We start from the raw sequence: 22,880 nt of genomic DNA, 5'->3' as shown, positions 1-22,880 counted from the left end.
CCCGGTGGTCCGCGCCAGCACGAGAAGGACGAACGCATGCACTTCACCAAGAAGATCGCCGTCACGGCCGTCGCCGCGGCCGCACTCGCCACCGCCGGCGTCTGGACCGCCTCCGCCGCCTCCAACACCACCCAGGACGACACCCCGCCGTCCATCGTCGAGGACTACTCCTACCCCGGCGCCGCCGCCATCCTCGCCCAGTACCACGTCACCCTCATCTCCGGCGACGGCCACATCATCTTCGCCGACTGCGCCACCCCACCCGTCGACAACATCAGCGTCATGCAGGTCCGCTCCACCGAAGACGTCGGCACCAACGGCCTCGTCTGCTTCAAGGTCCTCGCCCCCACCGGCCACCTCGAACTGCGCATCCCCGCCGTCTACGAAATCCGCGGCGACGGACGCACCACCGGCACCGGCCACAAAGTCAAAGCCGAAGTCACCACCGACGCCGGCCAGCACTCCACCGTCGACGTCAACCCCAGCGGCAGCACCCAGGTCGGCATCGGCGCCAACCCCAACAACGCCCCCACCACCCTCCTGCAGCTGACCGCCGCACCCTGATCACCGAACGAAAACGGCGACCGGACAGCTTGGGCTGCCCGGTCGCCGTTCCTCGACCAGCCGGAAGAAGTCGCCGCCGGGCTCAGCCCGACTGGGACGCCAGGCGCTCTTCCCGGTCCGCCGTCGCCAGTGCGTCCAGAACGCCGTCCAGGTCGCCGTCCAGGACCTGGTCGAGGTTGTACGCCTTGTAGTTCACCCGGTGGTCCGAGATGCGGTTCTCCGGGAAGTTGTACGTCCGGATCCGCTCCGAGCGGTCGACCGTGCGGACCTGGGACTTGCGGGCGTCCGACGCCTTCGCCGCCGCCTCCTCCTCCGCGATCGCCTGCAACCGGGCCTGGAGGACCTGCAGGGCGCGGGCGCGGTTCTGGATCTGGGACTTCTCGTTCTGGCAGGACACCACGATGCCCGTCGGCAGGTGGGTGATGCGGACCGCCGAGTCCGTCGTGTTGACGCTCTGGCCGCCCGGGCCGGAGGACCGGAACACGTCGATGCGCAGGTCGTTCGGGTCGATCTCGACCTCGACCTCTTCCGGCTCCGGGTAGATGAGCACCCCGGAGGCCGACGTGTGGATGCGGCCCTGCGACTCGGTCGCCGGCACGCGCTGGACGCGGTGGACGCCGCCCTCGAACTTCAGGCGGGACCACACCCCGTCGACGTCGGCCGCCTTCGTCTTGATCGACAGCGTGACGTCCTTGAAGCCGCCCAGGTCGGAGTCCACCGAGTCGAGGACCTCCGCCTTCCAGCCGTGGCGCTCGGCGTAGCGCAGGTACATGCGCAGGAGGTCGCCGGCGAACAGGGCCGACTCCTCGCCGCCCTCGCCGGACTTGATCTCCATCACCACGTCGGAGCCGTCGTACGGGTCGCGCGGCAGCAACAGCTCGGTGAGCTTCGACTCCAGCTCCGGGACCTTCGCCGAGAGCTCCTCGGCCTCCGCGGCGAACTCCGCGTCCTCCGAGGCCATCTCCCGGGCGGCCGCGAGGTCGTCGCGGGCGCTGTCCAGCTCGCGGACGGCCTTCACCACCGGCGTCAGCTCGGCGTAGCGGCGGCCGAGCTTGCGGGCGCGCGCCTGGTCGGCGTGCACCGCGGGGTCCGCGAGCTGCTGCTCCAGCTCCGCGTGCTCGGCGAGCAGCCCCTTGAGCGAGCTCGAATCCACCTCTGCCACCTCTCAGCCCGGGACGAAGGACACCGTGTCCACACAAAACGACGACGCCCACTCGCGCGGGCGAGTGGGCGTCGTCGGAAAAGCTACTTGGCGTCGGCCTTCTTCTGGCGCTTGCCGTAGCGAGCCTCGAAGCGCGCGACCCGGCCACCGGTGTCCATGATCTTCTGCTTGCCCGTGTAGAACGGGTGGCAGTTCGAGCAGATCTCGACGTGGATGTCGCCGCTGGTCTTGGTGCTGCGCGTGGTGAAGCTGTTGCCGCAGTCGCAGTTCACGTTCGTGACCACGTACTCGGGGTGAATACCGCTCTTCATGGTGTCCTCTCTCGTTGGCTCCGGGTCCCCAGTCGTTCCCACGGGGTGAACCGGCGCCGGACTTCAGCGGGTGATTCTGCCAGACGGGCAGACGTGTACTGGAACGCACCCCGCTGACCAGCTATTCCCGACGCGGAAGGGGCCTCCCCGGCCAGCCGGGGAGGCCCCTTCCGCAGACCGGGACTCAGTCGTCTTCGCCGCCGCCGAGGGCGGTCTTCGAGACCTGCATGAGGAACTCGACGTTGGTCTTGGTCTTGCGCAGCCGCGAGATCAGCAGGTCGATGGCCTGCTGCGAGTCGAGCGCGTGCAGCACCCGGCTGAGCTTCACGGTGACCGCGAGCTCGTCCGGCGAAAGCAGCAGCTCGTCCTTGCGGGTGCCGGACGGGTTGACGTCGACCGCCGGGAACACGCGGCGCTCGGCGATCTTCCGGTCGAGCTTGAGCTCGGCGTTGCCGGTGCCCTTGAACTCCTCGAAGATGACCGTGTCCATCGTCGAGCCGGTCTCGACCATCGCCGTGGCGAAGATGGTCAGCGAACCGCCGTTCTCGATGTTGCGGGCCGCACCCAGGAACCGCTTCGGCGGGTACAGCGCCGTCGAGTCGACACCACCGGACAGGATCCGGCCGGACGCCGGGGCCGCCAGGTTGTACGCGCGGCCGAGGCGGGTGATCGAGTCGAGCAGCACGACGACGTCGTGGCCCATCTCGACCAGGCGCTTGGCCCGCTCGATCGACAGCTCCGCGACCGAGGTGTGGTCGGACGGCGGCCGGTCGAAGGTCGAGGCGATGACCTCGCCCTTCACCGAGCGCTGCATGTCGGTGACCTCTTCCGGACGCTCGTCGACCAGGACGACCATCAGGTGGCACTCGGGGTTGTTCGTGGAGATCGCGTTCGCGATGTCCTGCATGATCGTGGTCTTGCCGGCCTTCGGCGGCGACACGATCAGGGCGCGCTGCCCCTTGCCGACCGGCATGATCAGGTCGATCACGCGGGTGGTGAGCTTGTGCGACTCGGTCTCGAGGCGCAGCCGCTCGTTCGGGTACAGCGGGGTCAGCTTGGTGAAGTCCGGACGCCGCTTGGCCTCGTCCGGCTCCAGGCCGTTGATCGAGTCGACGCGCACCAGCGGGTTGAACTTCTGCCGCTGCTGCTCGCCGTCACGCGGCTGGCGCACGACGCCGGTGATGGCGTCACCGCGGCGCAGGCCGTACTTGCGGACCAGCGACAGCGAGACGTAGACGTCGTTCGGGCCGGCGAGGTAACCGGAGGTGCGCACGAACGCGTAGTTGTCGAGCACGTCCAGGATGCCCGCGACGGGCAGCAGGACGTCGTCCTCGCGGATCTCGGTGTCCGGCGAACCGCCTTCGGCCCGGCCGCCCCCGCTGCCCCGGCGACGGCGGTCGCGGAAGCGACGGCCGCGGCGGCCGCCTTCCTCGTCGTCGTCCTGCTGGGCGCGGTTGTCGCGGTTGTCCTGGCCGCGGTTGCCGTCCTGCTGGTTGTTGCGCTGGCGGTTGCCGTCCCGGCCGCCGTCCTGGCGGTTGCCGTCCCGGCTGTCACCACGGTTGTCCCCGCGGTCACCGCGGTTGTCACCACGGTTGCCGCCGCCCTGGCGCTGCTGGTCGCGGTTGCGGTCGCCCTGCTGGCGCTCGCCGCCCTGACCCTGCTGGCGGTCGCCGCCCTGCTGGCGGTCGCCGCTCTGCTGGCCGTCGGGCGCTCCGGCGGCGCGGTTGGCACCGCGGCGACGCCGGCTGCGGCCGCCCTCCTCGGGCTGGCCGTCCTGGCCCTGGTGGCCGTCCGGCCGGTCCTGCTGCGGGCGCTCGGCCTGCGGCTGGGTGTCCGACGGCGCGGCGGCGGGTGCCTCGGCCTTCGGCTCCGGCTTCGCCTCGGCAGGCGCCTCCGCCTTCGCCTCGGCCTTGGGGGCCGCCTTCGCCGGCTCGCCGACGCCCTCGAGCGGCAGCGTCTCGGCCGCCGCACGCGGCTTGCGGGACTTGCCCTGGCGCTCGCGGATCGCGGCGATCAGGTCGCCCTTGCGCATGCCCGTCGTCTCGCCGACGCCGAGCTCCCCAGCCAGCGAACGCAGTTCGGCGACGGTCTTACCGGTCAGCCCGCCGACCGCCCGCTTGGGAGCGGGGGCCGTGCCGTTCGATCCGGCCGTGTCGCTACCCACGTCGCTCAAAAGATCGGTGTTGCTCACACATGTCCTTCCTGACCGATCCACGCCTCCAGGCGGATCAGCGGACTGCCGCTCGCTTCTGATCGCGAACCGGCGTATCTGCCCCCCGATGCGGGAGATGAGCTCTTCGGCCGTGCGGAACACAGCTGGAGCGCCTCCACCACAGGGGTTTGCGTCCTCCAAACGGAGGACACGGAATTCGGCACCGCCGAAACCGGAAACCCGCCCAAGTCGTTCCGCGTTACCCCGCTTGCCAGGCGGTGCGGATTCGGCGGATCGACGACGGATGCGGATCCGGGGATTCCCCGGGACCGGCATCGGGTGCGGAAACGCACGGTGATCGAACGCCCCCGAGGGTAGACCGCAGCGGTGCCGGGTGCAACAACCACCCCCCGCGTGGCGGGCGTGGCGGCAAGCACGTGACCCAGCCTTTACTGAGCCGCAACCTGCACACCCGTGAGATCCACGGGCAGCTCGAGGACGTCGAAGCCTTCAACGTCGACCTCCGGCGGCAGTATTCCCGTGGTGGTGAGCGCGAGCACCGTGGGACCGGCGCCGGAGACCGCGGTGGCCACGCCCCGTGCACGCAGCGTCGCCACCAGCTCGCCGCTGGCCGGGTACGCCGGCGCGCGGTAGTGCTGGTGGAGCCGGTCTTCGGTGGCCGCGAGCAGCAGCTCCGGCTTGGCCGTCAGCGCGTGGACGGCGAGCGCGGCGCGGCCGGCGTTGTGCGCGGCGTCGACGTGCGGCACGGTCGACGGCAGCAGGCCGCGCGTGGTCGCGGTGGCCGAGCGGACGGCCGGGACGGCCACGACCGGCTGGATCGACGGGTGCGGCGTCAGCCGTTCGGCGTGGAACTCCCCGCCGTCGCACCAGGCCACCACCAGGCCACCGAGCAGGCTCGCGGCGGCGTTGTCGGCGTGGCCTTCGAAGCCGGCGGCCAGCTGCAGCGCCTCGGCGGGGTCGATTTCCCGGCCGGCCAGCGCGTACCCGGCGGCCACGCCGGACACCACCGCGGCCGCGGACGAGCCGAGGCCGCGCGCGTGCGGGATGGCGTTGAAGCAGCGCAGGTGCAGGCCGGGCGGTTCGACGCCCAGCTGCGCGCAGGTTTTGCGGATGGCCCGCACGACCAGGTGGGTTTCGTCGGTGGGGACGTCCTCGACCCCGCCCGCGCCCGCGTCGATGATCTCGACCTTGAGCCCGGTGTCGGTGACCCGCACCTCGACGGTGTCGTAGAGGCTCAGCGCCAGTCCGAAGGCGTCGAAGCCCGGCCCGAGGTTCGCCGTCGACGCCGGGACGGTGATCCGGAAGCCCGCGCTCACCGCAGGTCCAGCGCCGCCGCGACGGCCGAGGGATCCACGGCGAGGGGTTCGACCTCGACGTTGCCCGCCAGGGCCGTCTGCGGGTCCTTCAGGCCGTGCCCGGTGACCGTGCACACGACGCGGGAGCCCTTCGGGAGCCGTCCGTCGGCGGCCGTGGCCAGCAGGCCTGCCACGCTGGTCGCCGACGCGGGCTCGACGAACACGCCTTCGCGGCCGGCCAGCAGCCGGTAGGCCTCGAGGATCTTCTCGTCGGTGACGGCTTCGAAGAGCCCGTCCGACTCGTCCTTCGCCTTCACCGCGGCGGTCCACGACGCCGGGCTGCCGATGCGGATCGCCGTCGCGATCGTGTCCGGGTCGCGCACCGGCTCGCCGTGCACGAGCGGGGCCGCGCCGGCCGCCTGGAAGCCGAACATCCGCGGCGTGTTCTTCACCACACCGTCGGCCGCGTACTCCGCGTACCCCGCCCAGTAGGCGGTGATGTTGCCCGCGTTGCCGACCGGCAGGCAGTGGACGTCCGGTGCCGTGCCGAGCACGTCGCAGATCTCGAACGCGGCGGTCTTCTGGCCGGCGATGCGCACCGGGTTGACCGAGTTGACCAGCGTGACCGGGTAGTCCGCCGCGGTCTTGCGGGCCAGTTCGAGGCAGTCGTCGAAGTTGCCGTCGACCTGCAGGATGCGCGCGCCGTGCAGGACGGCCTGGGCGAGCTTGCCCATCGCGATCTTGCCCTGCGGGACCAGCACCGCGCAGGTGAGCCCGGCGCGGGCGGCGTAGGCGGCGGCCGAGGCGGACGTGTTGCCGGTCGACGCGCAGATCACCGCCTTGAGCCCGCTGGCCAGCGCGTGCGTGATGGCCACGGTCATCCCGCGGTCCTTGAACGAGCCGGTCGGGTTGGCCCCTTCGACCTTGAGGTACACCTCGCAGCCGGTCAGCTCGGACAGGTGGTGGGCGGGCAGCAGCGGTGTGTTGCCCTCTCCGAGCGTGACGACCCGGGCGCCGTCCGGCACCGGAACGCGGTCCCGGTACGCCTCGATGAGCCCGGGCCAGGGGTGCCTGATCACTGGTCTTCGCCTTCCACCCGCATCACGCTGACAACTTCGTGCACGACGTCGAGCCGCGCGATCTGGTCCACAGTGGACTGCAACGCGGCGTCGGGCGCCTGGTGCGTCACCACGACCAGGCTGGCGCGGTCGCCGACGTCGCTCTGCCGCACCGCCGCGATGCTGACGCCGTGGTCGGCGAACGCCTGTGCCACCTGGGCGAGCACCCCGGCGCGGTCCGCCACGGACAGGCTGACGTGGTACCGGGTCGGCGTCTGGCCCATCGGCCGCACCGGCAGCGCGGCGTGCGCGGATTCACGCGGGCCGCGGCCGCCGACGACCCGGTTGCGGGCCACCGCGACCAGGTCGCCGAGCACCGCGCTCGCGGTGGGCGCGCCGCCCGCGCCCTGGCCGTAGAACATCAGCTCGCCGGCCGCGTCGGCCTCGACGTAGACGGCGTTGAACGCGCCGCCGACCCCGGCCAGCTGGTGGCGGCGCGGGATCATCACCGGGTGCACGCGGGCCGACACCGACTCGACGCCGTCGTCGTCGGTGACCCGCTCGCAGATGGCCAGCAGCTTCACCGTGCGGCCCAGCATCCGGGCCGCCGCGAGGTCCGCGGCCGTGACGTCGGCGATGCCCTCGCGGTGCACGTCCGACGCCGTCACACGGGTGTGGAAGGCCAGGGACGCGAGGATCGCGGCCTTGGACGCGGCGTCGTAGCCGTCGACGTCGGCGGTCGGGTCGGCTTCGGCGTAGCCCAGCCGGCTGGCCTCGTCGAGCGTCTCGGCGTAGCCGGCGCCGGTCGAGTCCATCGCGGACAGGATGTAGTTCGTCGTGCCGTTGACGATGCCCATCACGCGGGTGATCCGGTCACCGGCGAGGGACTCGCGCAGCGGGCGCAGCAGCGGGATGGCCCCGGCCACCGCGGCCTCGAAGTACAGGTCGGCGCCCGCGGCGTCGGCCGCCTCGAACAGGTCGGCGGAGTGCTCGGCCAGCAGCGCCTTGTTCGCCGTGACGACCGACTTGCCGGCCTTCAGCGCGGCGAGCAGCCAGCCGCGCACCGGCTCGATGCCGCCGACCAGCTCGACGACGACATCGACGTCGTCGCTGGTCACGAGCTTCTCGGCGTCGGCGGTCAGCAGCTCCGGCGGCAGCTCGGGGTGCTTGTCCGGGCGGCGGACGGCGATGCCGGCCAGCTCCACCGGCGCGCCCGCCCGCGCGGCCAGCTCGTCGGCCTGCTCGGTGAGCAGCCGGGCGACCTCGCCGCCGACCGTCCCGCAGCCGAGCAGGGCGACGCGGATCGCCGGGCGTTCCTCAGGGGCAGCCACTGTGTTCAGACCTCCAGGCGGAGCATGTCGTCGGTCGTCTCGCGCCGCAGCAGCAGCCGCGAGCTGCCGTTGCGCACGGCGACCACGGCCGGGCGGGGCATCCGGTTGTACGTGCTCGCCATCGAGTAGCAGTACGCGCCGGTCGCCGCGACCGCCAGCAGGTCGCCGGGAGCCAGCGTGTCGGGCAGCCAGCAGTCTCGTACGACGATGTCGCCGGATTCACAGTGTTTTCCCACGACCCGGGACAGCACGGCCTGCACCGGCTGATCGCTGTCGCCCGCGGAGCGGGAAACCACCCGGACGTCGTAGACGGCGTCGTAGAGCGCGGTCCGGATGTTGTCGCTCATCCCGCCGTCGACGCTGACGTACCGGCGCGCCGACTCGTCGCCGAGCGAGACGTCCTTGATGGTGCCGACCTCGTAGAGCGTGATCGTGCCGGGCCCGGCGATCGCGCGGCCCGGCTCGCCGGCGATCCGGGGCACCGGCAGGCCCGCGTACGCGCACTCCTTGCGGACGATCTCGCGGATCTGCGTGATCATCTGCGCGGGCGGCGGCGGGTTGTCCTTCTCGGTGTAGGCGATGCCGAAGCCGCCGCCGAGGTCGACCAGGCTCAGCTGGTCGAGCAGCTCGGGACCGTGTTCCTTGGCCAGGTCGGCGAGCAGCCCGACGACGCGGCGGGCGGCGACCTCGAAGCCGTCGGCGTCGAAGATCTGCGAGCCGATGTGGCTGTGCAGGCCGACGAGCTTGAGCGAGCGCGCGTTGAGCACCCGGCGCACGGCCTCGGCGGCGTCGCCCGACGCCAGCGAGAAGCCGAACTTCTGGTCCTCGTGCGCGGTCGCGATGAACTCGTGGGTGTGCGCCTCGACGCCGACGGTGACCCGGATCAGCACCGGCTGCACGACGTCGTGGCGCGCGGCGATGTCGGCGAGCCGGGCGATCTCGAAGTAGCTGTCGAGCACGACCGTGCCGACGCCGGCGACGACCGCGGCTTCGAGTTCCGCCGAGGACTTGTTGTTGCCGTGGAAGGTGATCCGCTCGGCCGGGAAGTTCGCGCGCTGCGCCACGGCGAGCTCGCCGCCGCTGCAGACGTCCAGGCTCAGCCCCTGTTCGGCCACCCAGCGCGCGATCTCGATGGAGAGGAACGCCTTGGACGCGTAGTGCACCAGCGACGGGTCGTCGAACGCCTCGGCGTAGTCGGCGCACCGGGACTTGAAGTCGGCTTCGTCGACCACGAACAGCGGCGTGCCGTGCTCCTCGGCGAGCTCGCGGACGTCGACGCCGGCGATCCGGACGACGCCGTCGCCGGCGCGGAAGGTGTTGCGCGGCCACACCTTGGCGGGCAGCTTGTCGAGTTCTTCGGCCCCGGACGGCTGCAGCCCGGAGGTGTCGGCGTGGGGGTAGACGTCGGCGTGCCTGGGGCCCGCGGGGTGCGCCATTTCTTACATCCGTTCCGGAGCGGAGACACCGAGCAGCGCGAGGCCGTTCGCCAGCACCTGGCGGGCGGCTTCGCAGAGCGCGAGCCGGGCGTGCGTCAGAGGGGTCGCCTCTTCGTCGCCCATGGGCAGCACGCGGCCCACGGTGTAGAACTTGTGGTAGGCGCCCGCGAGTTCTTCGAGGTAGCGCGCGATCCGGTGCGGCTCCCGCATTTCGGCGGCGCGGCGCACGGTTTCCGGGAATTCGCCGATGGTGCGGATCAGGTCGCCCTCGGCGGGCAGCGTCAGGAGTCCGAAGTCGACGTCCGATGAGGACGCAGCGGACTTGATGCCCAGGTCGGCCGCGTTGCGCTGCAGGGACGCCAGCCGCGCGTGCGCGTACTGGACGTAGTAGACCGGGTTGTCGTTGGAGTGCTTGCGCAGCAGGTCCAGGTCGACGTCCAAAGTGGAGTCCACGGAGTAGCGGATCAGCTCGTAGCGGGCCGGGTCGACGCCGACGGCCTCGACCAGGTCCTCCATGGTGATCACGGTGCCCGCGCGCTTGGACATCCGCACCGGCTTGCCGTCGCTGACCAGGTTGACCATCTGGCCGATCAGCACCTCGACCGTGGCCGGGTCGTCGCCGAACGCGGCGGCCGCGGCCTTGAGCCGGGCGATGTAGCCGTGGTGGTCCGCGCCGAGCATGTAGATGCACAGGTCGAAGCCGCGGTTGCGCTTGTCCTTGAAGTAGGCCAGGTCACCGGCGATGTAGGCCGGGTTGCCGTCCTGCTTGATGACGACGCGGTCCTTGTCGTCGCCGTATTCCGACGACTTGAGCCACCAGGCGCCTTCGGCGAAGTACAGGTTGCCGGAGTCCTTCAGTTGCTGGACGGCGGCGTCGACCGCGCCGGACTCGTGCAGCGAGTTCTCGTGGAAGTAGACGTCGAAGTCGGTGCCGAACTCGTGCAGGCTCTGCTTGATCTCGCCGAACATCAGGTTGATGCCGATCCGGCGGAACGTCTCGTGCCGCTGCTCTTCGGGCATCGACAGCGCGCTCGGCTCCTGCTTGAGGACGTTGGCGGCGATGTCGTTGATGTAGCCGCCCGCGTAGCCGTCCTCCGGCGCCGGCTCGCCCTTCGCGGCGGCGATCAGCGACCGGACGAACCGGTCGATCTGGGCGCCGGCGTCGTTGAAGTAGTACTCGCGGGTGACGTCGCCGCCCTGCGCGGCCAGGACGCGGCCCAGCGCGTCGCCGACCGCGGCCCAGCGGGTGCCGCCGAGGTGGATCGGGCCGGTCGGGTTCGCCGAGACGAACTCGAGGTTGATCCGGGTGCCCGCCAGCGCGTCACCGCGGCCGTACGCGGCGCCGGCGTCGAGCACCTGGCGCACGATGTCGCCCTGCGCGGCGGCGGCGAGCCGGAAGTTGAGGAAGCCGGGGCCGGCGACCTCGGCCGAGGCGACGCCGTCGTCCGCGGAGACCGCTTCGGCGAGCGCCTCGGCGAAGTCGCGGGGCTTGAGGCCGGCCTTCTTGGCCACCTGGAGCGCGAGGTTCGTCGCGTAATCGCCGTGGTCGGGGTTGCGCGGGCGTTCGATGGTCACCTGCTCCGGCAGCACGGCGTCGTCGATGCCGCGTGCGGCGAGCACCTGCACGGCGGAGCTGCGGACCAGGTCGGCGAGAGCGGCGGGAGTCACTTGCCGAATTCTAGGTGCGCCCTGGTCGGGGGCTTCCATCGGTCTCGAAGACGTCACGGCGGGTAGGTGTGTGAGGCGTTAACGGTGATCAGACGCGTGGTCTCTACACTGGCCCGGGCGGGAATCCGTCCGCAGCCACCAGAGGGAGAACGCGGGAGCCATGGCGAACGGGACAACTCGGAAAAAGGGGTCGGCGGTGAAGGCGGCCCGCGGTTCCGTGGTGAGCAAGAAGGGCACGCCGTGGGGGACGATCATCGCCGTCGTCGCCGTCGTGGCGCTGGCGGCCTCGGTGATCATCTACTACATGGTGCAGTCCGCGCCGAAGCGCGAGCAGGCCGACCGCGAGGCCGCCGCCGCGTCGTTCGCGCCGAGCGCGCAGGACCCCGACCCCTCGAAGCGCATCCCCGGCGTGGTGACCGCGACCTACACGGGCAGCGTCCACGTGCTGCCGACCGAGCGCGTCGCCTACGACAAGACCCCACCCTTCGGCGGCCCGCACGACCAGACGTGGGCCACCTGCACCGGCACCGTCTACCCGACCGCCGTCCGCACCGAGAACATGGTGCACGCGCTCGAGCACGGCGCCGTCTGGATCGCCTACAACCCGCAGCAGGTCTCGGGTGACGCGCTCAACCTGCTGAGCGTCCGCGCCAAGGGCAAGCCGTACACGATGCTGTCGCCGTACCCGGGCCTGGACAAGCCGATCTCGCTGCAGTCGTGGGGCCACCAGCTGAAGCTGGACGACGCCAACGACCCGCGGATCGACGAGTTCATCGCGGCGCTGCGGAGCAACCCGAACGGCGTGTACCCCGAGGTCGGCGCGTCCTGCGACGCGGTGCCGGGTCAGTTCGACCCGGACAACCCGCCGCCGTTCGACCCGTCGAAGCCGGGCCCGGACGCGAAGCCGATGGACTACAAGGGCAGCACGTCCGCCCAGGGTGAGAACGGCATGCCGGCGTCCTCGGCCCCGGCGTCCGCCCCCGCCTCCCCCACACCGACGAAGAAGTGACGACCGAAGCCGACCTCGGCACCGAAGAGGCCACCGAGCAGCCGACCTGGTCGCGCTGGGTGGTCATCGGCGGAACGCTGCTGGCGGTCCTGCTGATCGGCGCGACCGCGGGGATGTTCCTCACCCGGGCCATCGACGACGCGCCGGCCGCCGCTGCTCCCGACCGAGCTTCGGTCGAGGTCGGCTTCGCCCAGGACATGTCGACGCACCACCTCCAGGCGGTGACGATGGCGGGCATCGCCCGCGACCGCACGACCGACCCGGAGATCAAGCAGCTGTCGTTCGACATCGAGCGCACGCAGCTGGAGCAGGTCGGCCGCATGAAGGGCTGGCTCATGCTGTGGGACCAGCCCGAGCAGCCGATCGGCGCCCCGATGCAGTGGATGACCGAACCGATGCCGGGCCACGGTGACATGCCGGGCATGTCGATGGCCCCGGCTTCGGTCAACCCGGCCGGCGGGCCGCTGATGCCGGGCATGGCCACGGACGCGGACCTGAAGAAGCTGCGCTCGCTGTCGGGCCGCGACTTCGACGTCTTCTTCCTGCAGCTGATGCTGCGCCACCACCAGGGCGGGACGTCGATGGCCCAGTACGCGTCGGCGCATTCGACGTTGCCCGCGTTGAAGGCGCTGGTGAACAGCATTCTCGCGTCGCAGGGTGCGGAAATGGACCAGATGAAGCTGATGCTTTCGGGCCGGGGTGCCCAGCCGCTGCCCGCTTGATCCCGCTTTCGCTTCCCGTCCGCCGCTACCAGGACAGTTCTTGGCAGCGGCGGGCGCACTGCGGCGCCTCCACCTGCAAGGTCGCGTGGTCGATCGCGTACCGCGAAGACAGCAGGTCCTGCGCTTCGGTCAGCACGTCCGACTGCTTCGCCGGCGGCGCCAGCGTCAGGTGCGCCGAAGCCACCTCCATACCCGAAGTCAGCGTCCACACGTGCAGGTCGTGCACGTCCGCGACGCCCGGGAGGGCCGCCAGCTCCGCGTTGATCGCTCCGACGTCGACGCCCTGCGGCGCGTGCTGGAACAGGATGCGCAGCGCCCGGCGGGCCAGCGTCCACGTGCGGGGCAGGACGAACAGCCCGATCGCCACACCGATGATCGGGTCGGCGTAGCGCCAGCCCGTCAGCAGCGTCACCGCGCCGCTCACCAGGACGCCGACCGAGCCGATCAGGTCGGCCAGCACTTCGAGGTACGCGCCGCGGACGTTGAGGCTCTCCTTGGCCCCGGCGCGCAGCACCGCGAACGACACCAGGTTGGCCACCAGGCCCGCCGCGGCGGCCAGCAGGACCGGGAGGCCGGGGACCGCCGGCGGGGCGCTGACGCGGCCGATGGCCTCGATGAGGACGTACCCCGCGACGCCGAACAGCAGCAGCGCGTTCGCGAGCGCCGCCAGCACCTCGGCGCGGTAGAGCCCGAAGGTGCGGCTGACCGTCGGCCCGCTGCGGCGCGCCAGGATGATCGCGGCCAGGGCCATGCCGACCCCGAGGACGTCGGTGAACATGTGCGCCGCGTCCGAGAGCAGGGCCAGCGAACCGGTCGTCACGGCCACGACGAACTCGAGCACCATGAACCCGGCCCCGATGCCCAGCGCGACCGCCAGGGCGCGCACGTGCCGCCCCGATGCGCTCGCCGGCGCGATTGCCTGCCCGTGGCCGTGTCCGTGCCCCATTCCGCCTCCGTTCCCGGTTCGCCGTCAGGCCAAACATATAGTCGGATGCGCATATATGCAACAGAGGACAGCCTAAGTTCACCCATCCGCAAGCTACCGCGCGCGGCGAGGCCGACCAATCCACCAGGCGGGGTTTCCCACCAGGCGGGTTCGTCACGCTTCGACGTCGGCCATCCGCCCGGCCGGCTCCCCGGTGCGCTCGGCGCGCCGGCCACTTTTCACCCGGATGGCGTGCCTAGCGCACGAGCCGGAAGAACCCGCGGACCTGCTCGACGAACAGCTCGGGCTGCTCCATGGCGGCGAAGTGCCCGCCGGCGGGCAGCTCCTCGAACCAGCGCAGGTCGGTGTAGCGCTGTTCCGCCTGCCGCCGCGACGGCCGCACGATCTCCTTGGGGAAGACGGAGACCCCGGCCGGCACGTCCACAGTAGACAGATCGCGGTCGTGGTTCTCCCAGTACATCCGCGCGGACGAGGCCGCCGTCGCGGTGAACCAGTAGACCGAGACGGCGTCCAGGATGCGCTGCCGGTCGACGGCGTCCTCGAGGTTGCCCCGGTGGTCGGTCCAGGCCCAGAACTTCTCGGCGATCCAGGCGGCCTGGCCGGCGGGCGAGTCGGTGAGGCCGTAGCCGAGCGTCTGCGGGCGCGTGCCCTGCTGGGCGGAGTACCCGCTCCCGGTCCGCCGGAACTCCTCGAGGTCGGCGAGCGCCTGCCGCTCCGCCGGCGTCGGATCGGCGGTGTCCATCCGCACGGGCGCGAAGTTGACGTGCACCCCGGCCACGTGCCCGGACGCGGCGAGCGCGTTCGTGACGGCGGCGCCCCAGTCACCGCCCTGCGCGCCGTAGCGGTCGTAGCCGAGCGACGTCATGAGCTCGTCCCAGAGTTCGGCCACGCGCCGGATCTTGAGGGCGGGTTTGTCGCTCCACCCGAACCCGGGCAGCGACGGCGCGACGACGTGGAAGGCATCGGCGGGATCGCCCCCGTGCTTCGCGGGATCGGTGAGCGGCCCGAGCACGCGGAGGAATTCGAGCACGGACCCGGGCCACCCGTGTGTGAGAACGAGCGGAAGCGCCCCGGGTTCGGGCGACCGGACGTGCAGGAAGTGCAGACCCACCCCGCCGACGGTGGCCCGGAACTGCGGAAAGGCGTTGAGCCGGCCGGCGAACCCGAAGTCGTATTCCTCGCCCCAGTCCCGGCAGAGCTCGCGCACGTAGGCGAGCGGAACCCCCTGCGACCAGTCGTCGACGGTCTCGGCCTCGGGCCACCGGGTCCGCCGCAGCCGCTCCCGCAGATCGGCGACCTCGCCCTCATCGAGAGCTACCCGGAACGGCTCGGCCATGTCGGCTCCTTCAGGTGGGCCTCCCACGCTAGCGAGGACGTGCCGAGCCGATCAACTTGCCGGGCTGACCAGGGAGAACGTTCGTCGGCCCACCTGCGGGAGGTGGGGTGCGGGGCATGCGCTAAGCTTTCGGAGTCGCCCAGCGATGGGCCCTCGTAGCTCAGGGGATAGAGCACTGCCCTCCGGAGGCAGGTGTCGCAGGTTCGAATCCTGCCGAGGGCACCCTTTTTGAACAACGGCCAGACAGCCCCTGCCAGCGAGAACGCGGCAGGGGCTGATTTGCGTCTTACCCGGCCAGGTACCGCCGCAGCGCCGGTGTCACAACGTGCTCACCAGGGTCACGGCGAGTGCGACCCCGAACAGGTAGGTGCCGGACGCGCCGGCCACGCGCAGCGGGGTGGCCTCGGCCAGCGTGCGCGTCGTCAGCATTCCGACCGCGTGCGCCAGGCGCGCGAGCGTTGCCCCTACGACGAAAACGAGCGTCCACGCCGGAGCCCGTACTGCGTCGAGGACGAACAACACGAGCAGGGTCGGGATGTATTCGATGGCGTTGCCGTGGGCACGGATCGCCTTGTACAGCGGGTCGGCCGGGTCGCTGGGGGCGAACGGGCCGCCGGTCTTGGCGCCCGCCACCCGCAGGCGGGTGACGTTCCCCCCGAGGACGAACACCAGTGCCGCGAGGACGGCGGCGCAGATCAGGGCCAGGGTCATGTCGGTCTCCGGTTGTCCGGTGGGGCGGGAAATCGGGTCAGCGCGGCAGGAAACTGCGTGGCAGGCGCCGCCAGCCGGCGGCGGCGCTCCAGCTGGCCGCCTGGTTCGAAGCCTGGCGGCCTCGGTGAACCGCCGACCGAACCGCGCGGCCGACACCCGCGGCACCGAAGAACCGTCCGGGCACGCGGGAATCAGCTCGGCTCCAACACCCCGGCCCACACGAAGTCGTCCAAGGCGCGCGGCCCGATGGCGGGACTCCGGTGGGCCGGCACGGCCGGCCTACTCGGACCGGTGGTCGGCGACGTACGACTTCTCACGGCGGGCCGCCGTGGCGCGGGCGTCGTCGACGCGCCGGATCTCGGCGTCGGCCGCGTCGGTGTGGTGTTCGGTGGTGTAGAAGCGGATCTCGTGGCCGTCGGGGTCGTGTGTCTTGGGCAGGATCCAGCCGACCGTGGCGAAGTGGACGCCCGCGTGGGTTTCGCCGAGGCGGGTCAGCCGGGCGGCCAGTGCGTCGAGCGCCTCCTTGGTCGGGACACCGATCGAGAAGTAGTCGAACCCGGCGGCGGCTCGGGCGCGCTCGGGGGCGAGCCGCAGCGCGAACAGCGGGCCGCCGTTCGGGTGCGTCATGGTCAGGCCGGTGACCGTGCCGTGCTCGGTGAACTCGGTGGTCACCCGGTACCCGAGGCGCGACTCGTACCACGCGCGGGACCGGTCGAGGTCGCCGACCGGCAGCTTGAGGTGGTGAACGCCGTCGAGCAGGGGTGCGTCGGTGGTCATGGCGGCCCTCCGGTGGAAGCCGAAATTTATTGCAGTCTGACTGCACTTTTGCAGTTATACTGCATCTCATGAGCGAGCCCGTCAATCCCCGGCCGAGCGACCTGCGCGCCGCCCGCGTCGCCGATACCGAAGAGCGCATCCTCACCGCGGCCCGCGAGCTCTTCGTGCGCGACGGCTACGCCGCCACCACGCTCAAGGCGGTCGCCGACGCCGCCCGGGTCGGGCACCGCACCGTCTACGTCCGCTTCGGCACCAAGGCCGACCTGCTCAAGCGGGTCGTCGACGTCGCCATCGTCGGTGACACCCAGCCCGTCGACCTACCCAGCCGCGACTGGTACCAGCTGGCCCTGAGCGCCCCGACCGCCGCCGAACGACTCGCCCGGCTCGCGGACGGGGTGGCCGCCCTGATGGCGCGCGCCGGGGACGTCTTCGCGGTCGCCGTCCAGGCCGAACCGGTCGAGCCGGACATCGCCGAGGCCTTCCGGGCCGGGCGGGCCGCGACCAGCGCATCGATGCGCGAGTTCTTCACCAAGCTGCACACCGACGGGCTGATCGCCGAGACCGCCGATGTCGGCTGGCTCTGCGACACGGCCGGCGCGCTGGGCCAGAACCAGACCTACCTGCTGCTCCGCGAGACGCTCCACTGGGAGCCCGGCCAGTACCGCGACTGGCTGTACACCACCTGGACCCGGCTCGTCGCCGCCGCGTCCGCTCCGGCCGAGGACGGACCGCAATGACTGATTCCCTTGCACCCCAACGGAACGACGTAGCCGACACCTCGCCGGCGAGCCACGGCTTCACCGACGGCGAGCTGCGCGCCATCGGCCGCGCCGCCGCCACGGACGCCTGGTCGCAGGGCATGACGGTCCACCGGCCCGACGGCTCGGTGGTGCCGATCCCGCTCGTCTGCGAGCCGCAGGTCCTCCCCCGCGCCACGCTCGCGTCCGTCGCGGCGGAGGCCAAGGCGATCCTCTCGGGGTCGGTGAAACTCGCCCGGCACCTCCTGCGGGCCGGCGATCCGCGCGACCGCGAAGCGTTGCTCGGGCCGTTCCGCGGGCTCGAACGGGAGGCGCTGCGGAAGCTGTTCGCGGGCGCGCCCTGCCCGGCGGTCCTGGCCCGGGTCGACTTCCTGGTCCCTGAAGCGGGCGGTGCCCCGAAGGCGCTCGAACTGAACGCCACCATCCCGGCCATGCAGGCCTACGCCGATCTCGCGGCGCACGGCTGGATCCGCGCCGCGGCCGCGCGACGCGGACTGCCGCCGTCGGCAGGCGACGCACTCGTCAACCGCTGCGGCAGCCACATGGAAGCGCTGCGCGAGACCCTCGTGCACTGCTACCGCGTGCGCGGCGGCAGGCGGGAGCACCCCAGCATCGCGCTCGTCGCGCGCCCCGGTGACGCCCAGCTCGCCGAACAACGCCGGCTCGCCGAGCACTTCCGCCGACGGGGCCACCACGCCGAGACGCTGCTGCCCGCCACCTGCACGCCGGAGGAGTTCGACGTGCCGTACCGGCACGTCTGGGCCCACCGGACCCCGGCCGAGGCGCCGTTCGCCTGCGCCCTGCTCGCGCCGGAGTCGTATGTCCTGGCCAACCCGGTCAACGGGCTCCTAGAAGCGAAAGCCCTCTTCGCCCGGCTTTCGGAGTGCGCCGAGGACGAACGGCTGGCCAAGCGGGCCGGCCTGGACGACCGCGAGCGCGCCGCCGCCCGGGCGCTGCCCTGGACCCGTCGTCTCGACGCCGCCCTGGTGCCCCGGCTCGTCGCCGAGCGCAAAAGCTTCGTGATCAAGCGGAACTGGGACTACGGCGGCAAGTCGGTCTCGCTCGGCGCCGAACTCGCCCCGGAGGACTGGGCACGCCGGGTCCGCGCCGCGGCCGCCGAGCGCGAAGCGGGCGGGTTCGTCGTCCAGGAACGCGTCTTCGCCACCCGCGCCCCCGCCACGCGCATCACCGGCCCCGGAGCCGAGGAGCGCGGTCTCCTGTACCGCGACATCTCCACCTACACCGGCCTCCTCGACGTCGCCCCGGGTGGCAGCGTGGTCCGCGCCGCGGCGAACCCGGTGGTGAACATCCTCGGCGGCGGCGGCCTGGCGCCGGTCGTACCCGAGGACGTGCTGGAGGCCCTGCGGGCGGCCGAACCCGCTCGTGCTCGACGGGTGAACACCCGTCCTCCACGGACCGCCCGGCGTCTCGCCCACGGCGCCTGAAAGCGTTTTCAGAACAGACGACCCGCTTGGCCCACTCGGGCCACCGCGACCCGGTGCTACCGTCGCCTCACCCCGGATCCCGCTCCGACTGGGAGCGCTCCCGGGCCTGATGTCCGGCCCTGTTCCTGCCCGCAAGGAGGCGCGCATGAATTCGCACGGAACCATCAAGAAAGCGCTTGCAGCAAGCGCCGCGCTCGTCACGATCGCCGGCCTCGCTCCGGCGGCCGCCGCCGCGGCCACCACCTTGTACGTCGCCCCCAACGGCAAAGACTCCGCCGCCGGCACGCAGGCGGACCCGACCACCCTGCCTTCGGCGCTCACCCGGATCACCGACGGTGGCACCATTTCGCTGCGCGGCGGCACCTATTCCTACTCCCAGACCGTCACCATCGCCCCCGGCAACAGCGGCACCTCCAGCGCGCGCAAGACGCTTTCCGCCTACCCCGGCGAGACACCCGTGCTGAACTTCTCGGCCATGAAAGAAGACCCGGCCAACCGCGGGCTCGCCGTCAACGGTTCGTACTGGCGCGTGGCCGGCATCGTCGTCGAACGCGCCGGGGACAACGGGATCTTCGTCGGCGGCAGCAACAACGTCATCGAGCGCGTGGTGACCCGCTTCAACCGGGATTCCGGGCTGCAGATCTCCCGCACCGCGTCGAGCACGCCGAAGGACCAGTGGCCGTCGAACAACCTCATCATCAGCTCCGAATCGCACGACAACGCCGATTCCGACGGCGAGGACGCCGACGGGTTCGCCGCCAAGCTCACCGCCGGTCCCGGCAACGTCTTCCGCTACGACGTCTCCCACCACAACATCGACGACGGCTGGGACCTCTACACCAAGACCGACACCGGCCCGATCGGCCCGGTGACCATCGAGGACTCGCTTTCCTACGCCAACGGCACCCTCACCGACGGCACCGTCAACAAGAACGGCGACCGCAACGGCTACAAGCTCGGCGGCGACAAGATCGCGGTGAACCACATCGTCCGGCGCGACATCGCCTACCGCAACGGCCACCACGGGTTCACCTACAACAGCAACCCCGGCACGATCACCGTTTCCGACAACGTCGGCATCGACAACGCCGAACGCAACTTCTCCTTCGACACGGGGACTTCGGTGTTCCGCAACGACACTTCGTGCCGCTTCGCCAGTGGCGGCTCGAACGACAAGACCGTCGGCAGCGTCGACAGCTCGGACCAGTTCTGGACCGGCAAGAACGGGTCCCGCTGCGCGGCCTACGCCGGCCCGATGAAGTGGTCCTTCGCCGCCGACGGCCGGCTCGTGGTGACCTTCGGCTGATCGCCACCGGCGGTGACCGCCATCACCCGATCCTGTCGAAATCCAATGAACCGGACACAACCGGCACTTCCCGCCCACCCCGTGCGTTCTCGGGGTGGGAAGAACGGAGGGGCCATGGGTGCACTCGGAACGCTGCTCGGGTTCGCGCTGAGCCTGTACCTGCTCGTGCTGGTCGCGCGGATGGTGCTGGACTGGGTCGCGGTGGTGGCGGACACCCCGCCGTGGACGCGCCGCGCCCGCGGGCTGGCGTACGCCGCCACCGAACCGGTGATCGGGCCGGTGCGGCGGGTCGTGCGGCCGGTGCGGATCGGCGGGCTCTCGCTCGATCTGGCCTTCACGCTGGTCTTCATTGGCGTGATCGTGCTGCGGGCCATCGTGTACGCCCTCTAGAGCGAGCCGCGGAAGCTCGCCGACAGCCGGTCGACGCTGCGCTCCAGCTCCGCGCGCAGCCCCGGCAGGTCGACGCCGTCGGGGTCGATGAGGGCCTGCATCGAGATCCCGCGCAGCTGGGCCAGCAGCGCCGAAGCGTAGGAATCGGGGTCGCGGACACCGGTGATCGACCCGTCCGCGACCCCGCTGGCCACGGTCTGCGCGATGGCGAACCGGAACCGGCGGTCGGCCTCCGTCAGCGCGCCGCGCAGGGCCGAGTACTCCGCCGCCGCGTCGCCCCAGAGGGCCAGGAACGCCTGGTTGAGCGTCGGCATCGTGCGGATCAGCTCGAAGATGATGTCCAGCAGCGCGCGCAGCATGTCCATCGGCGTCGCGTTCGCCGACCCGGTGCGGGCCGCGACGGCCTCGCTGTAGGCGTCGGTGAAGGCCTCGACGGCGTGCTCGACGAGCCGTTGCCCCAGCCCCTCCTTGTCGCCGAAGTGCTGGAAGACGACCGACCGCGCGTACCCGGATCGGGCGCAGACGCCGCCGATCTTCAACCGGCCGAAGCCCTCTTCGGCGATCAGGTGTGCAGCGGCATCCAGGATGCGTGCCTCGACGACGCCCTCGCCGTCCTCCCGGATCCGGCCGTCGGTGGCGCGGTCCACCCGGGCCATGTTAGCGACTGCAACCGCGCCGCACTGGCCGAACCGTCAGCGGACCGTGCGCGGACGGTCAGCGGCGGCCCGCAGTCTCGGCGCCGGCACCGACCGACCCGAGAGGAACCCTCCGATGACCAGCAAGACCGTGCTCGTTTCCGGGGCAGGCATCGCCGGCCCGTCCGCCGCCCACTGGCTGCACCGCGGCGGCTACCGCGTGACCGTCGTCGAATCCGCACCCGGCCTGCGGCCCGGCGGCCAGGCCGTCGACTTCCGCGGTGAGCAGGTGAAGCTGCTGACCGCGATGGGTGTACTCGACGAGATCCGCCGATACGAGACGGCGATGGGCGACCAGACCGTGGTCGGCCTCGACGGCCGTCCCGTGTTCACCGTGCCCGGCGCCGCGTGGAGCGGTGAGGTCGAGATCCTGCGCGGCGACCTCGCGCGAATCCTGTACGAGCACACTGCGCACCACACCGAGTACGTCTTCGGCGACCGCGTCACGAGCCTCACCGAGACGGCGGACGGCGTCGAAGTCACCTTCCGCCACGGCGCACCGCGGAAGTTCGACCTGGTCGCCGGGGCCGACGGCGTGCACTCCGGCGTGCGGGCCGCCGCGTTCGGACCCGAGCAAAGCTTCCGGCGGGACCTGGGCTTCGGCATCGCCGGGTTCACCGCGCCCAACCACCTCGGGCTCGACCACACGAGCGTGATGTACAACGAGCCCGGCCGCGGCCTGAGCGTGGGCAGCCACCGGCTGCCGGACCGGCTGCACGTCAACCTGGTCTTCGCGGCCGACAACGTCGAGTTCCACCGCCGCTCCCTCGACGACCAGCGCGCGCTGGTCGCGCAGCTGTTCGCCGGCACCGGCTGGGAGACGCCGAAGCTGCTCGAAGCGCTGCCCGCGGCCGACGACCTGTACGTCGATTCGATCAGCCAGATCCACCTCGAGCGCTGGTCGAAGGGCCGGGTCGTGCTGCTCGGCGACGCCGCGTGGTGCGCCGGGCCGGGCGGGTCCGGCACCGGGCTCGCGATGATGGGCGCCCAGGTGCTGGCCGGCGAACTCGCGGCGGCCGGCGGCGACCACGTGACGGCGTTCGCGAAGTACGAGGAGCGGCTGCGCAAGCCGGCCACGATCGGGCAGAAGAACGGCAAGGGCTCCGGCAACTTCCTGGCGCCGCGCACGGCGGCGAAGATCCGCAGCCGCAACCGCGGCTACCGGATGCTGAGCACGCGGCTGTTCGGCAGCATCTTCACCTGGATGACCGACCGGGCGGCCAACGCGCTCGAATACCGGGAGTACCCGGGGCTCGAGCCGGCTCGTCGAGCGGTGGGGCGTTCCTGACGCCGGGTCGGCCCGCCGGGCCGCGGAGGCCCGGCCCGGCGCGGACTAGCTCCGGCGCCGCGCACTCCCCTGCGCGGCGGCGCACAACACCGGCTCGCCGCCTCCGTCCACTGTGTACACCTCGCACCGGCAGGTGGCCCGCGACCGCCCGGCCTGCACGACGACCGCGTGGGCGCGCAGGACCTCGCCCACCGCCGGGCGGAGGTAGTCGATGGTGAAGCCGGCCGTGAGCAGCGCCGGTCCGAGGACCGTGCCCGCCGCGAACGTCAGTGCGTTGTCGGCCGCGTAGGCGAGCACGCCGCCGTGGAGGTAGCCGTTCTGCTGCTGGAGTTCTTCGCGGATGTCCAGTTCGAGCGTGGCCGCGCCGTCGCCGAACTCGGTCAGCCGGGCGCCGAGGAGCCGGCTGAACGGCTGGCTCGCCAGACCCGCGCGCGCTGCTGCGAAATCGAGCACGATCCCTCACTTCACTAGTGAAGTCAGCATGGCGGGACGGCGCTCC

Annotated in this window: 22 protein-coding genes and 1 tRNA gene; 9 read left to right on the top strand and 14 right to left on the bottom strand. The window is 71.6% G+C overall.

Annotated features, from left to right (window positions below):
* Nucleotides 1-36 precede the first annotated feature (36 nt).
* Complete coding sequence (locus tag ACLJPY_RS10630) at nucleotides 37-564, top strand: hypothetical protein (protein WP_410587854.1); 528 nt, start codon at nucleotides 37-39, stop codon at nucleotides 562-564.
* Nucleotides 565-646: 82 nt separating this feature from the next.
* On the opposite strand, the gene prfA is transcribed toward ACLJPY_RS10630, so the two are convergent.
* The 8 genes from prfA to argS all read right to left on the bottom strand — a co-directional run bounded on the left by prfA (nucleotide 647) and on the right by argS (nucleotide 10,998).
* Nucleotides 647-1,717 carry a peptide chain release factor 1 gene (gene prfA / locus ACLJPY_RS10625; RefSeq protein WP_410587853.1) on the bottom strand — a complete coding sequence of 357 codons (1,071 nt, stop codon included), beginning with the start codon at nucleotides 1,715-1,717 and terminating at the stop codon, nucleotides 647-649.
* A 92-nt stretch (nucleotides 1,718-1,809) separates the two neighbouring features.
* Nucleotides 1,810-2,037, bottom strand: a complete 228-nt coding sequence (gene rpmE / locus ACLJPY_RS10620) for a 50S ribosomal protein L31 (protein WP_410587852.1) — start codon at nucleotides 2,035-2,037, stop codon at nucleotides 1,810-1,812.
* Nucleotides 2,038-2,221: 184 nt separating this feature from the next.
* Entirely contained in the window at nucleotides 2,222-4,228 is a 2,007-nt protein-coding gene (gene rho / locus ACLJPY_RS10615) for a transcription termination factor Rho (RefSeq protein WP_410587851.1), read from the bottom strand.
* 410 nt (nucleotides 4,229-4,638) lie between these two features.
* Complete coding sequence (thrB, locus tag ACLJPY_RS10610) at nucleotides 4,639-5,526, bottom strand: homoserine kinase (RefSeq protein WP_410587850.1); 888 nt, start codon at nucleotides 5,524-5,526, stop codon at nucleotides 4,639-4,641.
* A complete protein-coding gene (thrC, locus tag ACLJPY_RS10605; RefSeq protein ID WP_410587849.1) occupies nucleotides 5,523-6,584 on the bottom strand; it encodes a threonine synthase in 1,062 nt (353 codons plus the stop codon). Before thrC ends, thrB begins: the two co-directional genes overlap by 4 nt.
* Entirely contained in the window at nucleotides 6,581-7,894 is a 1,314-nt protein-coding gene (locus tag ACLJPY_RS10600) for a homoserine dehydrogenase (protein ID WP_410587848.1), read from the bottom strand. Before ACLJPY_RS10600 ends, thrC begins: the two co-directional genes overlap by 4 nt.
* A gap of 5 nt (nucleotides 7,895-7,899) precedes the next feature.
* Nucleotides 7,900-9,330, bottom strand: a complete 1,431-nt coding sequence (gene lysA, locus ACLJPY_RS10595; RefSeq protein WP_410587847.1) for a diaminopimelate decarboxylase — start codon at nucleotides 9,328-9,330, stop codon at nucleotides 7,900-7,902.
* A 3-nt stretch (nucleotides 9,331-9,333) separates the two neighbouring features.
* Nucleotides 9,334-10,998: an arginine--tRNA ligase gene (argS, locus tag ACLJPY_RS10590; protein WP_410587846.1), complete on the bottom strand. Its 1,665-nt coding sequence runs from the start codon at nucleotides 10,996-10,998 to the stop codon at nucleotides 9,334-9,336.
* A 196-nt stretch (nucleotides 10,999-11,194) separates the two neighbouring features.
* Between argS and ACLJPY_RS10585 the strand changes: the two genes are divergently transcribed.
* Nucleotides 11,195-12,007, top strand: a complete 813-nt coding sequence (locus tag ACLJPY_RS10585; protein ID WP_410587845.1) for a DUF3105 domain-containing protein — start codon at nucleotides 11,195-11,197, stop codon at nucleotides 12,005-12,007.
* Entirely contained in the window at nucleotides 12,004-12,729 is a 726-nt protein-coding gene (locus tag ACLJPY_RS10580) for a DUF305 domain-containing protein (RefSeq protein WP_410587844.1), read from the top strand. The genes ACLJPY_RS10585 and ACLJPY_RS10580 overlap by 4 nt, the downstream gene beginning before the upstream one ends.
* A 25-nt stretch (nucleotides 12,730-12,754) precedes the next feature.
* On the opposite strand, the gene ACLJPY_RS10575 is transcribed toward ACLJPY_RS10580, so the two are convergent.
* Together ACLJPY_RS10575 and ACLJPY_RS10570 are read right to left on the bottom strand one after the other, a co-directional pair.
* Nucleotides 12,755-13,675 carry a cation diffusion facilitator family transporter gene (locus ACLJPY_RS10575; protein ID WP_410587843.1) on the bottom strand — a complete coding sequence of 307 codons (921 nt, stop codon included), beginning with the start codon at nucleotides 13,673-13,675 and terminating at the stop codon, nucleotides 12,755-12,757.
* Nucleotides 13,676-13,910: 235 nt separating this feature from the next.
* Entirely contained in the window at nucleotides 13,911-15,011 is a 1,101-nt protein-coding gene (locus ACLJPY_RS10570; protein WP_410587842.1) for an epoxide hydrolase family protein, read from the bottom strand.
* 149 nt (nucleotides 15,012-15,160) lie between these two features.
* On the opposite strand from ACLJPY_RS10570, the gene ACLJPY_RS10565 reads away from it, so the two are divergent.
* Nucleotides 15,161-15,233 (top strand) — tRNA-Arg (locus tag ACLJPY_RS10565).
* 96 nt (nucleotides 15,234-15,329) lie between these two features.
* Here the strand turns inward: ACLJPY_RS10565 and ACLJPY_RS10560 are convergent.
* The gene (locus ACLJPY_RS10560; protein ID WP_410587841.1) at nucleotides 15,330-15,722 is read right to left on the bottom strand and encodes an MAPEG family protein; all 393 of its coding nucleotides are present in this window, start codon (nucleotides 15,720-15,722) and stop codon (nucleotides 15,330-15,332) included.
* Nucleotides 15,723-16,001: 279 nt separating this feature from the next.
* Entirely contained in the window at nucleotides 16,002-16,499 is a 498-nt protein-coding gene (locus tag ACLJPY_RS10555) for a VOC family protein (RefSeq protein ID WP_410587840.1), read from the bottom strand.
* Between the two features lie 68 nt (nucleotides 16,500-16,567).
* Here ACLJPY_RS10555 and ACLJPY_RS10550 point away from each other — a divergent pair, with 68 nt between their 5' ends.
* From ACLJPY_RS10550 to ACLJPY_RS10535, 4 genes are all read left to right on the top strand, one after another.
* A complete protein-coding gene (locus ACLJPY_RS10550) occupies nucleotides 16,568-17,236 on the top strand; it encodes a TetR/AcrR family transcriptional regulator (RefSeq protein ID WP_410587839.1) in 669 nt (222 codons plus the stop codon).
* Complete coding sequence (locus ACLJPY_RS10545) at nucleotides 17,233-18,702, top strand: hypothetical protein (protein ID WP_410587838.1); 1,470 nt, start codon at nucleotides 17,233-17,235, stop codon at nucleotides 18,700-18,702. The genes ACLJPY_RS10550 and ACLJPY_RS10545 overlap by 4 nt, the downstream gene beginning before the upstream one ends.
* A 145-nt stretch (nucleotides 18,703-18,847) precedes the next feature.
* Nucleotides 18,848-20,008 (top strand): right-handed parallel beta-helix repeat-containing protein, encoded by a 1,161-nt coding sequence (locus tag ACLJPY_RS10540; protein WP_410587837.1) that lies wholly within the window; start codon nucleotides 18,848-18,850, stop codon nucleotides 20,006-20,008.
* Between the two features lie 114 nt (nucleotides 20,009-20,122).
* Nucleotides 20,123-20,398 (top strand): YggT family protein, encoded by a 276-nt coding sequence (locus tag ACLJPY_RS10535; RefSeq protein WP_410587836.1) that lies wholly within the window; start codon nucleotides 20,123-20,125, stop codon nucleotides 20,396-20,398.
* Here the strand turns inward: ACLJPY_RS10535 and ACLJPY_RS10530 are convergent.
* Entirely contained in the window at nucleotides 20,395-21,054 is a 660-nt protein-coding gene (locus tag ACLJPY_RS10530) for a TetR/AcrR family transcriptional regulator (protein WP_410587835.1), read from the bottom strand. The genes ACLJPY_RS10535 and ACLJPY_RS10530 overlap by 4 nt on opposite strands.
* Before the next feature lie 115 nt (nucleotides 21,055-21,169).
* Between ACLJPY_RS10530 and ACLJPY_RS10525 the strand changes: the two genes are divergently transcribed.
* Entirely contained in the window at nucleotides 21,170-22,381 is a 1,212-nt protein-coding gene (locus ACLJPY_RS10525) for an FAD-dependent monooxygenase (RefSeq protein WP_410587834.1), read from the top strand.
* Nucleotides 22,382-22,426: 45 nt separating this feature from the next.
* Here the strand turns inward: ACLJPY_RS10525 and ACLJPY_RS10520 are convergent, their stop codons facing one another.
* A complete protein-coding gene (locus ACLJPY_RS10520; protein WP_410587833.1) occupies nucleotides 22,427-22,834 on the bottom strand; it encodes a PaaI family thioesterase in 408 nt (135 codons plus the stop codon).
* Nucleotides 22,835-22,880 lie beyond the last annotated feature (46 nt).

This window comes from Amycolatopsis sp. lyj-23 (assembly GCF_046549135.1).
Lineage (GTDB): Bacteria > Actinomycetota > Actinomycetes > Mycobacteriales > Pseudonocardiaceae > Amycolatopsis.
The sequence above is the reverse complement of the archived record's forward strand: the minus strand, read 5'-3'. Positions and strand labels throughout refer to the sequence as shown.

Coding starts and splice junctions, on each gene's coding strand:
- ACLJPY_RS10630 (WP_410587854.1), top strand. CDS start 37: ATGCACTTCACCAAGAAGATCGCCGTCACGGCCGTCGCCGCGGCCGCA.
- ACLJPY_RS10545 (WP_410587838.1), top strand. CDS start 17,233: ATGACTGATTCCCTTGCACCCCAACGGAACGACGTAGCCGACACCTCG.
- ACLJPY_RS10525 (WP_410587834.1), top strand. CDS start 21,170: ATGACCAGCAAGACCGTGCTCGTTTCCGGGGCAGGCATCGCCGGCCCG.
- ACLJPY_RS10560 (WP_410587841.1), bottom strand. CDS start 15,722: ATGACCCTGGCCCTGATCTGCGCCGCCGTCCTCGCGGCACTGGTGTTC.
- ACLJPY_RS10530 (WP_410587835.1), bottom strand. CDS start 21,054: ATGGCCCGGGTGGACCGCGCCACCGACGGCCGGATCCGGGAGGACGGC.
- lysA (WP_410587847.1), bottom strand. CDS start 9,330: ATGGCGCACCCCGCGGGCCCCAGGCACGCCGACGTCTACCCCCACGCC.
- ACLJPY_RS10575 (WP_410587843.1), bottom strand. CDS start 13,675: ATGGGGCACGGACACGGCCACGGGCAGGCAATCGCGCCGGCGAGCGCA.
- ACLJPY_RS10550 (WP_410587839.1), top strand. CDS start 16,568: ATGAGCGAGCCCGTCAATCCCCGGCCGAGCGACCTGCGCGCCGCCCGC.
- ACLJPY_RS10535 (WP_410587836.1), top strand. CDS start 20,123: ATGGGTGCACTCGGAACGCTGCTCGGGTTCGCGCTGAGCCTGTACCTG.
- ACLJPY_RS10540 (WP_410587837.1), top strand. CDS start 18,848: ATGAATTCGCACGGAACCATCAAGAAAGCGCTTGCAGCAAGCGCCGCG.
- ACLJPY_RS10555 (WP_410587840.1), bottom strand. CDS start 16,499: ATGACCACCGACGCACCCCTGCTCGACGGCGTTCACCACCTCAAGCTG.
- ACLJPY_RS10570 (WP_410587842.1), bottom strand. CDS start 15,011: ATGGCCGAGCCGTTCCGGGTAGCTCTCGATGAGGGCGAGGTCGCCGAT.
- rpmE (WP_410587852.1), bottom strand. CDS start 2,037: ATGAAGAGCGGTATTCACCCCGAGTACGTGGTCACGAACGTGAACTGC.